General features: G+C 56.6%; 13 protein-coding genes and 1 tRNA gene. 10 read left to right on the plus strand and 4 right to left on the minus strand.

Annotated features, from left to right (window positions below; translation table 11 throughout):
• From GSQ79_RS00625 to GSQ79_RS00655, 7 genes are all read left to right on the plus strand, one after another.
• On the plus strand, positions 1 to 925 hold a 925-nt coding region (locus GSQ79_RS00625; RefSeq protein ID WP_158806807.1), incomplete at its 5' end, for an HlyD family type I secretion periplasmic adaptor subunit.
• Between the two features lie 94 nt (positions 926 to 1,019).
• A complete protein-coding gene (locus GSQ79_RS00630; RefSeq protein ID WP_158806808.1) occupies positions 1,020 to 2,042 on the plus strand; it encodes an aldo/keto reductase in 1,023 nt (340 codons plus the stop codon).
• A gap of 318 nt (positions 2,043 to 2,360) precedes the next feature.
• Positions 2,361 to 2,434 (plus strand) — tRNA-Gln (locus GSQ79_RS00635).
• Positions 2,435 to 2,638: 204 nt separating this feature from the next.
• Positions 2,639 to 2,920, plus strand: coding sequence for a hypothetical protein (locus GSQ79_RS00640; RefSeq protein WP_158806809.1), 282 nt, complete (start codon positions 2,639 to 2,641; stop codon positions 2,918 to 2,920).
• A gap of 698 nt (positions 2,921 to 3,618) precedes the next feature.
• On the plus strand, positions 3,619 to 4,302 hold the full coding sequence (locus GSQ79_RS00645; RefSeq protein ID WP_158806810.1) for a hypothetical protein: 684 nt from the start codon (positions 3,619 to 3,621) through the stop codon (positions 4,300 to 4,302).
• Positions 4,299 to 4,934, plus strand: a complete 636-nt coding sequence (locus GSQ79_RS00650) for an AAA family ATPase (protein ID WP_158806811.1) — start codon at positions 4,299 to 4,301, stop codon at positions 4,932 to 4,934. The genes GSQ79_RS00645 and GSQ79_RS00650 overlap by 4 nt, the downstream gene beginning before the upstream one ends.
• A 46-nt stretch (positions 4,935 to 4,980) precedes the next feature.
• Positions 4,981 to 5,232 carry a hypothetical protein gene (locus GSQ79_RS00655; RefSeq protein ID WP_158806812.1) on the plus strand — a complete coding sequence of 84 codons (252 nt, stop codon included), beginning with the start codon at positions 4,981 to 4,983 and terminating at the stop codon, positions 5,230 to 5,232.
• Positions 5,233 to 6,664: 1,432 nt separating this feature from the next.
• Here the strand turns inward: GSQ79_RS00655 and GSQ79_RS00660 are convergent.
• On the minus strand, positions 6,665 to 7,120 hold the full coding sequence (locus tag GSQ79_RS00660; RefSeq protein ID WP_158806813.1) for a hypothetical protein: 456 nt from the start codon (positions 7,118 to 7,120) through the stop codon (positions 6,665 to 6,667).
• A gap of 726 nt (positions 7,121 to 7,846) precedes the next feature.
• Here GSQ79_RS00660 and GSQ79_RS00665 point away from each other — a divergent pair.
• Together GSQ79_RS00665 and GSQ79_RS00670 are read left to right on the plus strand one after the other, a co-directional pair.
• Positions 7,847 to 8,770: a hypothetical protein gene (locus GSQ79_RS00665; RefSeq protein ID WP_158806814.1), complete on the plus strand. Its 924-nt coding sequence runs from the start codon at positions 7,847 to 7,849 to the stop codon at positions 8,768 to 8,770.
• 437 nt (positions 8,771 to 9,207) lie between these two features.
• Complete coding sequence (locus GSQ79_RS00670; RefSeq protein WP_158806815.1) at positions 9,208 to 9,693, plus strand: MucR family transcriptional regulator; 486 nt, start codon at positions 9,208 to 9,210, stop codon at positions 9,691 to 9,693.
• A gap of 3 nt (positions 9,694 to 9,696) precedes the next feature.
• Here the strand turns inward: GSQ79_RS00670 and GSQ79_RS00675 are convergent, their stop codons facing one another.
• Both GSQ79_RS00675 and GSQ79_RS00680 read right to left on the minus strand, forming a co-directional pair.
• Positions 9,697 to 10,263 carry a hypothetical protein gene (locus GSQ79_RS00675; protein WP_158806816.1) on the minus strand — a complete coding sequence of 189 codons (567 nt, stop codon included), beginning with the start codon at positions 10,261 to 10,263 and terminating at the stop codon, positions 9,697 to 9,699.
• A gap of 168 nt (positions 10,264 to 10,431) precedes the next feature.
• Positions 10,432 to 10,623 carry a hypothetical protein gene (locus tag GSQ79_RS00680; RefSeq protein WP_158806817.1) on the minus strand — a complete coding sequence of 64 codons (192 nt, stop codon included), beginning with the start codon at positions 10,621 to 10,623 and terminating at the stop codon, positions 10,432 to 10,434.
• Between the two features lie 637 nt (positions 10,624 to 11,260).
• Between GSQ79_RS00680 and aqpZ the strand changes: the two genes are divergently transcribed.
• A complete protein-coding gene (gene aqpZ, locus GSQ79_RS00685; protein ID WP_158806818.1) occupies positions 11,261 to 12,001 on the plus strand; it encodes an aquaporin Z in 741 nt (246 codons plus the stop codon).
• A gap of 499 nt (positions 12,002 to 12,500) precedes the next feature.
• Here the strand turns inward: aqpZ and GSQ79_RS00690 are convergent, their stop codons facing one another.
• Positions 12,501 to 12,812: a hypothetical protein gene (locus GSQ79_RS00690; RefSeq protein ID WP_158806819.1), complete on the minus strand. Its 312-nt coding sequence runs from the start codon at positions 12,810 to 12,812 to the stop codon at positions 12,501 to 12,503.
• Positions 12,813 to 13,305: the final 493 nt, after the last annotated feature.

A 13,305-nucleotide genomic window follows, 5' to 3' on the forward strand; every position in this document is an offset into this window, starting at 1 on the left:
CTTGGGGCAGCTTGCCGCGGCGGTGGCGAGCCTCGCCGCGCAGCACCAGGGCAAGCAGGCGGAGGGCACCCGTCTCCGCGATACGATCGTGGCGCAGGACCAGCTGGTGGCGACCTTGCGCGAACGTGTCGACATGCGTTCGACGCTGCTCGATAAAAACGCGGGCTCGCGCGCTGCGGTGATCGACGCGCAGGAAACCCTGCAGAAGGAAGGCACCACACTCGCCGCGCAGAAGGGGCAGATCGGCGAAGTCGCCGCGGCCTTGCTGCAGGCGCAACGCGACATCGACAGGACCTACAGCAGCTTCATCGCCGACAACGCCGACAAGCTCGACGATGTCGATCGCCGCATCGACGAGGATCGCCAGAAGCTCGCCAAGGCGAAGATCAAGACCGCGGAGATGACGCTGAAAAGCCCGATCGACGGCGTCGTCATCGGCCTCACCGTCACCAGCGTCGGCCAGGTGGTCACCACCGGCCAGCAGATCCTGCAAGTGGTGCCGCGCGACGCCGCGCTCGAAATCGAGGCCTATCTTCCGAACGCCGACGTCGGCTTCGTCAAGACGGACCAAGCGGCCGTGGTGAAGATCGAGTCGTTTCCCTTCACACGATATGGGACGCTGGTGGCTCATGTGACGCGGGTTGCCGAGGATGCGATCCCCCAGGCCGAGGCCGAGCAGCGCGAAGGCAATCCCGCGTCCGTCGCCAGGGACGAGATGTTCGGCGGCGGCCAGCGGACGCAGAACCTCGTCTATCCCGTCAACCTGACGCTGGACAGGACGACCATGGATGTCGACGGGCGGGCAATCCCGCTGGTGCCGGGCATGGCGGTGACGGTGGAGATCAAGACGGGAACGCGGCGGATACTCGAATATCTGTTCTCGCCCGTGTTCCAGATCGCCACCACCGCGATGAAGGAGCGATAGCGGAATCGTGCGCCTCGGGGCTTCCCGGGGCGTAGGCCGGCGGCCCTCGTCTGTGATAGCGATGCGACAACAATCGCCATCACAGGAGAACGACATGGACTATCGACGTCTCGGCCATTCCGGCCTGCGCGTGCCCGTCCTCAGCTTCGGCACCGCCACCTTCGGCGGCGGCAATGATTTCTTCAAGGCCTGGGGCAGCACCGATTCCAGCGGCGCGTCGCGGCTGATCGACATCTGCCTCGACCATGGTGTGTCGCTGTTCGACACAGCCGACATCTATTCCGACGGCCTCGCCGAAACGATTCTGGGCGACGCGATCAAGGGCAAGCGCGAGCGGCTGCTGATCTCGACCAAGGCGACTTTCCCGATCGGCGAGGGTCCCAACAATTTCGGCTCGTCGCGCCAGCACCTCGTCGAGGCCGTCGATCAGGCGCTGCAACGTCTCGGCACCGATCACATCGACCTGCTGCAGCTCCACGGGCAGGACTACAACACGCCGGTGGAGGAGACGCTGTCGACGCTCGACCAGCTCGTGCGCTCCGGAAAGGTCCGCTACATCGGCGGTTCCAACTTTGTCGGCTGGCATCTGATGAAGTCGCTCGCCGTTTCCGACCGCTACGGCTATGCCCGCCATGTCGCGCATCAGGTCTACTACTCGCTGCTCAACCGCGATTACGAGTGGGAGCTCATGTCGCTTGGCCTTGATCAGGGCGTCGGCGCGCTGATCTGGAGCCCGCTCGGCTGGGGCAAGCTCACCGGCAAGATTCGGCGCGGACAGCCAGCCAAACCTGGCACCCGCGCCTTCGACATCGCCGACACCGGCCCGCACTATGCGGAAGAGCGGCTCTTCGCCATCGTGGACGCACTCGACATCGTGGCCCAGGAAACCGGCAAGAGCGTGCCGCAGATCGCCCTGAACTGGCTTCTGCAGCGCCCGACCGTCTCCAGCATCATCATCGGGGCCCGCGACGAGGCGCAGCTGATCCAGAATATCGGCGCGGCTGGCTGGAGCCTGAGCGCCGCGCAGGTGGCGGCCCTCGACGCCGCCAGCGACGTGCCGCCGGCCTATCTCGTCTGGCACCAGCGCGGTTTCCCGATGCTGAACGAGCGCGGCTAAAGCATTTTCCACAAAAGTTGCAGACTTTTGCGGTCAAGGAAATGCTCTAACTTCTTTAAAAGAGAGCGATTTTTTATCGCTTTGGTCATTCCACCAAAGCGGAAAGCGCTCTAGAGATTCGCCGATAGTTTCGGGCTGATTTGACGGGGCGCGCAAGGACCTTGGGCGGCTCTTTGCGCTCCGTCATAGAGACGCGGCCGCGGCGGTGCGCGAACCCGTTGACAGCCTACCGCAGACACCCTAGACAACCGCGACCTGCGGGCGAAGCCCGCGGCGACCGGCCTGGCGCCGGCCATCAGGCGCACCCGTCGCGCCTTTTGGGGGATAGTTCAACGGTAGAACTGCGGACTCTGACTCCGTCAATCTAGGTTCGAATCCTAGTCCCCCAACCAGATCTATCGCCGTACCTACGGCGTTTTTTTGAATTACAGTCGTAATTCTAGCATCTCCATTTTACAGTCCATTTTACAGTTGGATCGCCCGGCGCCACGTTCGGCTGCCTCGTGGCTGAGTCTCTTCCCTGTGGATAACTCGAAGATTTCTCGGGTTGTTAGCTGGGCTGTGACCACATTTGGGAGGCCTCACCGGAGGCCCGCATGTCCGACCACACCCCCTACACACAGCCCAGCATCACCTTCCGCTTCCGTGAGGTGGGTCTGGCGGCGACCGGCCGCTTCGCCATCATCGTGGCCGCGATCGTCGTCGTGATCCTGATAGGCGGCGACCACCAAACCGACCATTTCGGCGAGCGCTACGCGCCTGAAGCGAAATCCAAATACTGGTGTAACGAGCCACCTCCGCAAGCATGCGCCAAGAAACTGTCATCGCTCCATAGTACGGAATCGATGTCGGAGGCGTGTCTGAACGACACTCAATGAGTAGCCGCCAAACTATACGCTTTGGTGATCAGGTTGTGCTTCAAAAAGATATTGATTTGTTATCTCCGTCTCCGTCATGGAGGGACGCCATCACGCGATGGCCGAGGGAGACATCAGTGCAGCACGAGCCCGGATCGCCTACTCGCCGCGCCTATTGGCGGCTGCGCAAGTTTGCCGCCTACCGAGGGTACACGCTCTACGCCGAGCGTCGGGTGCCATTGGATCAGGCGCGGTATCGGCTGATCAATAGTCAGGGTGAGCTGGTCATCGGTCAGACGCGGGATGTCACTGAGGCGGAGGTCACCGCCTACTTGATCGACAAAGCCACAACCCGCCCTCGAAAGACGGCAACAACACAAGGAAGGACGACGACCACCAGTAGCTGAAAAAGCAAACGGCCCAGAAGCGCCCTTGCCGGGGAGCTTCGAAGGCCGTCGCGGTAGTGTCGAAGTAAGAAGTCGCAGTAACAACGACAACTTGCCCGACCAAGCCGCTCACGTCAACGCGAAATCGTAAGTGATCGCGTACGGCGGAGCTTTGTCACCAACAGGTGGTCCCGGACACGGGACAAGATGGATACGCATACAGCTGCGAGAGCGGCATCGACGACGGCTGCCTCCAGTTCGGAACAGCCTCTCTGGGGGATCTCGCTTTGGTCAGGGAATTATCGACTGCCGCCATGCCTCGCGAAGGTCGCGATGGAACGGCTTGGCACGATCGCGAACGCCGAATGGCGAATGAACGCGATCATCCTATTCGTCTTTTTGTGCCGGATGCATGGGGCCGAAGCTGTGTTTGGCCGTGAGTTCGCGCTCGATCGCAGGAAGCTCATCGAACATCCAGATCTGGATGGGATGACCGAATGGGCGATGCGGAAGGCGATGGGTTTTCTCGTCGAACACGGCCTCGTCGGCCGGATGGTTCAGGACAAATCGGTCTGGTGCCGAAAGCCGGAAGGCTATCGAAAGAAGCCTATCCTGTTCGTGTTTACCACCATGATCAGCTGCGTATTCACGAAGCTCTTCGTTCGGTTAAAACGCTCTCCCATAAGTACGGGTATAGACTATCATCTTCCTAAAACAGAAGAAGAAGAAAACATATATTTGGGAGAGCCTGCGGTGATGCAGGCTGAGCCTGCCAAACCATTCGTTTCGGCGATGCGGATCAGATCAACGCCGCCAAGTCGGCCGTCAGCTGCTGTGAGAGGCTTCCAGACGGCCATCAAGGCAGCTGCCGGGCTGTTCAGCCCGCCGAGCACCGAGGCGACCCTGGAGGGCGGCCTGAAGCGCATCCAGGCCCGCCTCGCTGCTCAGTCCCCTGTCGGGCCGTCCACGTCGACCAATCAATCCCCGTTCACCAATCCCACTGGAGCACACGCATGATCATCGTAGGAATCGCAAGTCAGAAGGGCGGAACCGGCAAAAGCTCGATCGCGATCCATCTCGCAGTCGAGGCTGCCCTGACCGGCAAGAGCGTCGCGATCGTAGACCTAGACCCTCAGACGAGTACGATGTCGTGGAAGGATGACCGGCAAAGCGACGACCTACTGGTGGTCTCGTTGCAGCCGTCGAGGCTGCCGCAGTTCTTGAAAGCGGCCGAGACGAACGGCGCCGACTTTGTGTTCCTGGACAGCGGGCCGAACGCCGAGCTGACGATGTGCGCAGCCGACGCGGCCGAACTGCTGATCATCCCAGTCCGGCCGTCGATTTTCGACCTGAAGGCAATCTCGACCACGGCCAAGATCGTGCGGACGCTCGGCAAGCCAGCAGCCGTGGTGCTCAATGCGGTGCCAACCCGGTCACCGCTCATCGTCGCCGACGCCACACGGGCGGTTGCCACGTACAAGCTCGCCACGTCGCCGGTTGTCGTTCATCAGCGCAGCGTGTTCGGGAAGGCCATCGCCGAGGGCATGGTCGCCCGCGAGTACGAACCCGGCTGCAAAGGCGCGGACGAGATCACCGCCTTGTACGAGTGGATCTTGAACCAGCTCAACCAACATCAGAAGCCGAACTAGAATTACTAGAAACCCTAGAAACCCTACTAGAAATAGGAATGAATCAATGCCGAACCTCGCAGCCAAGATGCCTGACTATCAAAGCGACGACATCAGCCCGGTCATTCCCGATCGGCCGTCCGCACCAGCGCCAGAGCCGCGTCCTTCTGCCGCGCCCTCAGGCGTGTCGAAGAAAGTGCTGATCCAGATCGACCTTGAAACGCACATCGCGCTCAAGGTGCTCGCAGCTCGACGCCAAACCACGCTGGAGGCGATCTGCCGAGTAGGGCTGGAGGAATATGCGAAAGGCGTCGGGTGATCGTCCTAGAAGGTAGGGCCTTTGCCGTATGTGAAATATCCAGGATCTTTGGCGTGGGAGGGCGGAAGCTGCGATTGGTGCGGAACCGAAGTTTCCTCGCATACCTGCTCAATGATCAGGTTCCGACCATCCTTGACGGCCACCGACGATTGTTGCCGAGGCGCACACGGCTTCATCTCCCGATCTGGAGAGGTCGCAATCAAAATTGCTACTGAGGCGAAAGCTGCGACTGCGTTTAGCAATGGGATCACCTTTAGACGCGAGGGGCTACTAGAGAAAATATTTCTAATAGAAGTTCCAGTGGTCCTACTCGATCAGGCAGCCATACCGGTGCTGCTATGGTCAAGTTCGATCTTCAGTCGACAGCCGGGAACAGCCATTGCCGAATATCGAAGCAGCGGCGATGTCGTCGTGGTCGAGTAGCTGACCTTGCTTGCGAGCCAAGACGGAAAACGAAGTCGGTGAACGCGGGCTCGACCTGAATGCCCCGCGCGGCGGTCAGGGCGGTCAGGTCTATTCCCAGTGTCGGATATAGATTGCCGCGATGACGGCCTGAAACGATCTGGCGAACGCCGTCGCGGCATCGTTGCGCCGACGGATCACCGCCCGCTCTCCTTTGCCTCGATCCGTCGAGGGGAGGGCAGCCGGTAACTGCGCACAACGCAGACATCGACGGGATCAGCGGAGCCCAGGATCACTTGGGCACGGGCTGACGTATCCGACTACTCGATGATCGAATGTCAGGCTGCGTCTTGATCGGCCGTCGTCGTCACAGCCCATACAAGTTTTGGGGTGAGCGGTTGAATTGGAGATCCAGCGTCTTGATTCACGTCCAACATTTTAATGCACTCTCAGTTTAGATTGTTTTACAGCATCGATTAGTGCCGATAAACTAATCGGCTGATCTGGCATCGCGAACAAACCGTTCCGCCATGTGGACAAGCCAAGTACGTCACCATGCGCTTGCTCGCTTAACGACGATCCTCTCGGAACAACCGCTCTTAAAACATGGACAACTATGCAACTATCGGCCTGCGCCTCAATAGAAAGCATTTCGTTTTGCTTACAATATACCTGGACAACCGGGAACCGCCACCGTCCATTATAGGTTATCGGCAATATCTTTCAGTATGTCCACCATTTTCCGCGACTAATCCCATTCGAGTCTAACATATAGAATCGGTTGGAGTTATTAAAATAATAGGCAGCAGTTTCTATTGCGGAGCCCGACACAAAGAAAGTTTTGTCTGATAAGGAAGAAGTAATATTGGCGGCTGAAGGAAATATTGTATCAAAGGCCTTTTGACGCTGAATTTCTGGCCAATTGTACCCATCAATTTTGTAAACAAACATTACCTTTAGATCGTAGATTAGGTAGAATCCCACGAAAACAGTGCCGACAAAGGTTATTGCAAAAAATTTCATGAGCCGCTTAGTCATCGTTCGCGCAAACCCTCTTGTTTGAACCGGCTAAAACGCCGGAAGAAGACGCAGCATATTGCGTCGAGTTTTGACCGTGGCATCGTTGATTATTTAATTGGTCAAGGTAGGATGCAAATGGATGAAGCGCCGTCTTAACCACGATAACTATTGCTGCCGCGCCAAAGAAGACCATCAAACGCTTTGAAGGTGAGAGTGTGGAGTACTTGCGTGGCAGACGCGGGTGAGACAGGATCAGCCAGATAATCGAGCCAGCCATCGCGAAGCTATTCGCAATTATTGTGTAAGTAAAAACGGCTCCGACAGTGCAAGACTTAGCTTGTAGGAAGAAAGCTTCGACAAAAATGAGAATAGGAGCTGCTGCGATGCAATTATACAAAATGCGTCTTTGCGCCGGGATCGCGGCTATCCTAGCGTACCATTCCTCGCTTCGATCAACGCGCGCCATGTGCCCACCCACTTTCAAGTTGATGCATATCACGGGCTTACCTAACGCTTGGTTGCTCCCAGGATTGCGCCACAACGGTTAGGTACGACCTCGTCGCGCCAAGCCGTGCGCGGCATCCTCCAGGAATCTTTTACTATTTGAGATTAGCGCCGATCTCAGATTATCGCATTTGAAAGCGTTTGCGGCGACGTGCTGATCCGCAGGACGGCGGTCTGAGCATTGAAGCGACCTTTCCTCCTCGGACCGGAAGTATGTGGCAGCACAAGCGTGCTCAACACGAATTTGCTGGCGTCGATCCTGCGACGGAGCTGTCGAGGTCATCTATTAAGGCCTCTGTCTTGCGCCGGACGCGCTCGACGATCGTTCTCACGACGCCTGTAGCAAGAAGTATGCGACGCTGGCGCGGGCGACCTGTCGGGCCAAGATTACCATCATCAGAGACAAAGTTGGCCGACCCTGCTCGGCCTCGGTTCAGGTTGGCATTGGCCCACCAGCAAGCGCCATCGCCGCGATCATCCCGTTCATGATCACGCGAGCGTCAGACCGGGCAGAAACCATGTGGGCCGCCGATTGAGTGAGTTGAAGCGCTCCTTTCGAAGACCTCGACCACACTGGTGAACTCTCGACCGTGCCTGCTGACTTGATCAGCCATCCGAGATATAGCCGAAGGCGCACATACTTCGCGATCGGTGCGTTGCCGAGTAGGACCGGTCTCGCGCCGAGCAGATGGTTCAGACCATCGACATGGCTCTGATGCAGCGTCTCAAAGAGCCGAGGCTTGATGGCGGTGAAGAAGTATGTGCGGTCTATGGTCACTCATGTATTTATGCTGGGATGGACTTAGCAAGCCTAAATCGCCTACATTGTTGCGAGATGAAATTTGTCTTGGGGCCTTTGATGATGGTTGACGGTCTAATTGAGAAGGAAATGTATATATTCTTCTTTCTATTTGTTTTTTTATCATTCGTGGCAGGCGCTGGAGTCGAGGTCGGTATTGGAGAAGGCCTTGCGCACGTTCGTGACTGGATAACGGCTATAGCCCCGATAGTCGGTCTCGCTTTTGCCTACTTCGCGTTTATCAGAGCTGGCCGGAGTCTCCAATACACTGGAAAGCAGTTCGCGATATCCCACAGCTCGTTCCTCCAGGCTCAAGCAACAAAGATGATCGAAGCGGACTACAAGTTTAGAAAGAAGACCCACAACATCGTCAAAGCGATCGAAAAAATCGTGGACGAAGATATGGATCCGTCAAACTTTGTATTCTCAGAAGAAATAAAGAAATCCGCTCGTCTTGTTGCGGAGTTGTTGTTTGCCGTCGAGCTGGATATCAAATCCATCAACGAGGATCTGTATGATCCCGAATTGTATCATGACACCGAAAGGTGGACCGATGAAGTACATGAAACAAGCGTAGAAGTCGTAAGGCTTTCTAGGACACTGGCAAGGTGGTTGGCTAAACCGGAAAATGAAGATACGGAGCAAAGAGACATCCGGATAGGTGACTTCAATCTGGATCTTTCCGGACTTGGGGAGAAACTACTCTCAGTTAAAATCGAGATATCTAAAGCCGAAGTGCTGCTGACGAAGAGAGCTGCCGCCGTCATCGACGAATACCAACGTAATAGTCTAATAATCGAGAAAATGACTTAAAATTTTTTCACACGCCGGTTTTCGGTTCTCGTAGCAGCCAGTGGTCGCTTGACTCCTACTCGGCGCCCATGCCTAAAAATGAGGATGAAACGTGAACATCAGCATGGGCCGCTGCCAACTGTCGCCGACATCCGGCGTCACGGCATCAGCTCATTCACGGTCTCTTGTGATCGGGCTGGATGTCCGCACGAGGCCGTGGTGCAATTCGGCGCGGTCGATCTTCCTCCCGAGGTGCTGTTCATAGACATTCCCCGCCACTGCCGGTGGCTCTGCTCGGTGCGGATCTCGACAAGTGCGGGTGAGGCCAAATTGGTTCGATGGCCATGTCGCCTCAGGATCTGGAAAACGGCAGCTCGAATAGAAAGAAATAGCGCCGCGACCTTGCCAGCTTGACCGAAAGGAGTCATGCAGCCTTATCCTAGATAATTGGACCGAATATGACTGAAGAACAACAAGACGGCCTATCCCAAGCTGCGTTACTCAATATTGCCAGCGACATTGTCGCTTCATACGTTTCGAACAACTCGGTTCGCTCAGGCGACTTGGCCGAAATCATCAACAGCGTCCACGCGGCGTTGACCGGGCTGGCTGGAGGGGAAACCGCGCCAGCTGCGGAAGAACCCCAGGCGCCAGCGATTTCGGTGAAGAAATCGGTCACAAGCGAGTTCATCATCTGCCTGGAAGACGGCAAAAAGTTCAAGTCGATGAGGCGCCATTTGATGACCGCCTACAACATGACACCCGAGCAGTACCGGGCAAAGTGGGATCTGCCGCGTGATTATCCGATGGTAGCGCCCGAATACGCGGCGTCGCGATCGGCTTTGGCGAAGAGCGCCGGTCTCGGTCAGTACCGCGCCGCTGCAAAGGCTGCTCCGGTGCCGGGGGCTACACGAGGGCGTGGTCGGCCGAAGAAAGCCGCGTAACGATCAATCGAGGCGCACAGAAGCGGAAACCTCAATCTCACGTTTAACGTGCTGTGCGTCGAGAAGATTGAATCGAACGATTACGCGAAGCATTGTCTCATCGACCCTAGGTGATGCTTCGCCAACGGGCGATAGGGCGAGCGGTATCGTCGTTCGGTCTGAAGCCGAGCGGATACCGCTACCCTTGATCACAGGGTATTTTCCACGCAGATTAATGATAAACGGGTCTTTGTGGGATCTTCGTTGTTGCTGCCAAGCTGCCGCAAGCTGATCTCGAATATTGCTGCTCTCAATCGCAACCGTAACAAACGGATCAGTCACAATTTCAAACTCAAGAATTTGTACGTCTCGCCGGTTCAGGTTTACAATAACAAGATCAGCTCGTCCGCCGTCGATCCCTAAACTGTTTCTTGAGCTTATGGAAACGAGCGGATCGATCTCACCAAGGGCGGAATCCGCCTGCCGTTTCGCGATCCGCGCTTGCCAGATCGAGACACACATCGACAGAAATGCGATGAGCGCCGCGATCGTCGAGATAACCTCGGCCAAGCCGAATGCGGGTAGAGACATAAGCCCATCGTTCCAGCGTGGTGGTCACGCTTCGGCACTGTACAACCTTCTACTCGGCGCTCACAGCCACGTCAGCTTGAACATGAGTGCGTCGGCCGGGTCCGCGAAGACGATCTTCCCGCGTGGTCCGCTACTGTAGATGATCTGGCCTGGAACGATTGGCGCGTCCTAATGATCGACACGTCCCCCATGCTCGTCGACCCATTCAAGGATCTCGGTCAGATCGGTATCCCATCGGATCAAGAAGCTACCGTCCTGTTCGATGATGCGTGCCGGGGGCTCTGGTGACCGCCGCACGTTCGTCACTATGACGGTCGGCGCCGGGAAGAAGTATGCGCGGATGGTGCTGACGACGCTCACTTCGCGGCCCTACTCGGCAACGCGACGATCAGGTGATGATCGACTTCAGCAAGGGCTTCAAGGACGCCGTCGTCGAACGAATAGCCGTTCCAAAAGCAGTGAGCGAGAAGCTGTTCCAAGACCTCCCTCACTACAGTAGGCCCTCGGTCGGTCGAAGAAGATACAAAATCAACAAGTTGAGCGCGCGTCACGGACGAACGGATAGGGTTCATTCGACTTTCTCTGGACATCTACTTCTCGTTGCCGACTCACTTGTTCACACAACCATTATTCCACCGTCGAAAATCGGTGCAAGCGCAACTTGATGCGTCATTGACTTAGTAAAGAAAGAAGATCATTCAAAATCAACAGCGTCAATTTCGTCTTGATCGGGCGATTTTGACTTTGATCACTGCGTGACCATAGAATTCTATTCACAATGGTCGGCGCGATCGTCACAGTCACGCTCGCATAAAACGCGTGTGCGTGATGTCGGTCGTCTCGGCGTGTGATGCTGAGAAACACACTTATTTTACAAAGATTTGGCTCAATCGGCGAATTGCCAAGCTTGTAACTGCTGGCTAATATGTCCCAGCCAAAGTGCAGGCAGCTTTCCACGTGTTGGCTTTCACTCACCTGCGCTAAGCGGGAGATCATGATGGACAATGACACAGTACGACGCGCTGCCGCCGAGTTCTTTGGAACATTTTGGCTGACGTTCGGGGGGTGCGGAGCCGCCGTTCTCTCCGCCGCCTATCCCGGACTGGGAATTGGTTTCCTCGGCGTGGCCTTCGCGTTCGGCCTCACGGTCCTCACCATGGCCTACGCGGTCGGCCACATCTCGGGCGGTCACTTCAACCCAGCCGTGTCGCTCGGACTATGGTCGGCCGGACGATGCGCAAACCGCCATGTCTTGCCCTACATTGTGGCACAGGTAGCAGGAGCGATCGTAGGCGCAGGGGTGCTCTACTTCATCGCTTCTGGAAAAGCGGATTGGATTCCGGGCGGTTTCGCGGCAAACGGTTACGGTGATCTCAGTCCGGGCAAGTACAGTCTCGCTGCATGTTTCGTCACAGAGTTCCTGCTGACGTTTTTCTTCCTGTTCATCATCATCGGCACAACCTCGAAAGGTGCGGCAACAGGGTTCGCGGGTATCCCGATTGGATTTGCGTTGGTCCTTATCCATCTGATCTCGATCCCGGTGACAAACACCTCTGTGAACCCGGCACGAAGCACCGGTCCTGCTCTGTTCGCTGGCGGTCAGTACGTATCGCAGCTCTGGCTGTTTTGGCTGGCACCGCTCGCTGGAGCGCTCTTAGCAGGCGCTTTAGCCAAGTGGCTTTACGAGCCCAATGCCGTCATCGAAACAATTATCATTGAAGAGCGCACTACGGCGTAGTGTCGGGCTCCAAGGTCCGCGCGGTATCTGTAAGCGCGGTCATCGCGCGCTGAAGCGGCTCATGTTTTATAATTGATACGACGGGGCCGCCTTGCAAACATCGAAGGGTTGGGAGTGTCAGCAGCGACATTACAGAGGCCAGCTGCGCTCTATATGCTGAGATCATCTCTCCGTGGCCGCAAAAAGCATTCGAGCAGCGCGCCTAAGTATGCTTGCGGCCTTCCAGGGTGTCCGGTGTTGAGCCAGCCGCCGATCGCATTGCGACGTTCGAGATCAACAACCTCACCCGTTACACTTTGGCGCCGATCTCGCGATATTCCATCAGGAAAAGACGGAAGCTGATCGAACTGCGTTTTGGGCGCGTAAAGCGCAGGAAGCTATCGAATCCGATGGAACCTTGAAACGAGTCGAAACCAAGCTTAGTCAACACGATCGGCTGCGCCTCGACTGAACAGGACAGATGATCGACGTTTAGCCTGCGGTCGCGGCACAAAATCTATCATTGCGCGACCGGAGCCTGATAATGCCGACTGAGTGCTTCTGCCGCAGCATTTTGAGTAGCAAAAAGAGCGCGCGCTTCAGCGTTGGCGTTTAGGTTTCGCTCTTGACACCAAGACTGAAACGCTTCTGCTCGCACGACTATCCAGATAACGAAATCGCCTCGATTCACGACGGTTCGTTCGTCGCAATCAGCGCAGACAAGGAATTCATCATAGGTCGATGGCAGTCGATCAGCGTCTACCATGACATCGAGGATCTTTGGATAGTCGTCGCGCATGTACCAACACAAGCCCTTGAACTCGGCCTTCATCCACTATTCCCCAGTTTGACTATTGATCATTGCGCCGCTTGCTGGAATGATAATTCATTCGAGCACTCAGTCTCGGGTTATCATAGGACGAGAGATCACATCGGCGTGCGCGCAGCAGAGGATGCGGCGCCGAGCTTTGGCGTATCTGTCGACGACTCTTCGCGGTTCGACCTTTACGCGTTTAGGCTGACGAAGGCACAGCCCTGTCGCGAGCGCGAACCCAACTGCGGCGGATAAGAAGTATGCGGCGATCGCTTTGGTTTAGGACGATTGGCGTCGAAGCATGAGAAACGCGCTGCCAAACGCGACCGTGCCCATAACGAAGAAGAGCATAATGACCGCGTTCCTGACGCACTGGGGCAATCAGCGCTTCGGCGTTCGCGACCATCTCATGTATGATAATGCCGAGCTTGAAGACAGACGTGGCGATGACGAAGTGGCCGGTCCCCACTGAGTGGTCCGGGGTTTATGTTAGTTCATGGTCGGCCTGAGC

This window comes from Beijerinckia sp. L45, assembly GCF_009765775.1.
Classification (GTDB): Bacteria; Pseudomonadota; Alphaproteobacteria; order Rhizobiales; family Beijerinckiaceae; genus RH-AL1.

What these genes read in the sequence shown, in the direction of transcription:
- GSQ79_RS00630 (WP_158806808.1), top strand. Translation starts at nt 1,020, where the DNA reads ATGGACTATCGACGTCTCGGCCATTCCGGCCTGCGCGTGCCCGTCCTC.
- GSQ79_RS00640 (WP_158806809.1), top strand. Translation starts at nt 2,639, where the DNA reads ATGTCCGACCACACCCCCTACACACAGCCCAGCATCACCTTCCGCTTC.
- GSQ79_RS00645 (WP_158806810.1), top strand. Translation starts at nt 3,619, where the DNA reads ATGGAACGGCTTGGCACGATCGCGAACGCCGAATGGCGAATGAACGCG.
- GSQ79_RS00650 (WP_158806811.1), top strand. Translation starts at nt 4,299, where the DNA reads ATGATCATCGTAGGAATCGCAAGTCAGAAGGGCGGAACCGGCAAAAGC.
- GSQ79_RS00655 (WP_158806812.1), top strand. Translation starts at nt 4,981, where the DNA reads ATGCCGAACCTCGCAGCCAAGATGCCTGACTATCAAAGCGACGACATC.
- GSQ79_RS00660 (WP_158806813.1), bottom strand. Translation starts at nt 7,120, where the DNA reads ATGGCGCGCGTTGATCGAAGCGAGGAATGGTACGCTAGGATAGCCGCG.
- GSQ79_RS00665 (WP_158806814.1), top strand. Translation starts at nt 7,847, where the DNA reads ATGGTTCAGACCATCGACATGGCTCTGATGCAGCGTCTCAAAGAGCCG.
- GSQ79_RS00670 (WP_158806815.1), top strand. Translation starts at nt 9,208, where the DNA reads ATGACTGAAGAACAACAAGACGGCCTATCCCAAGCTGCGTTACTCAAT.
- GSQ79_RS00675 (WP_158806816.1), bottom strand. Translation starts at nt 10,263, where the DNA reads ATGTCTCTACCCGCATTCGGCTTGGCCGAGGTTATCTCGACGATCGCG.
- aqpZ (WP_158806818.1), top strand. Translation starts at nt 11,261, where the DNA reads ATGGACAATGACACAGTACGACGCGCTGCCGCCGAGTTCTTTGGAACA.
- GSQ79_RS00690 (WP_158806819.1), bottom strand. Translation starts at nt 12,812, where the DNA reads ATGAAGGCCGAGTTCAAGGGCTTGTGTTGGTACATGCGCGACGACTAT.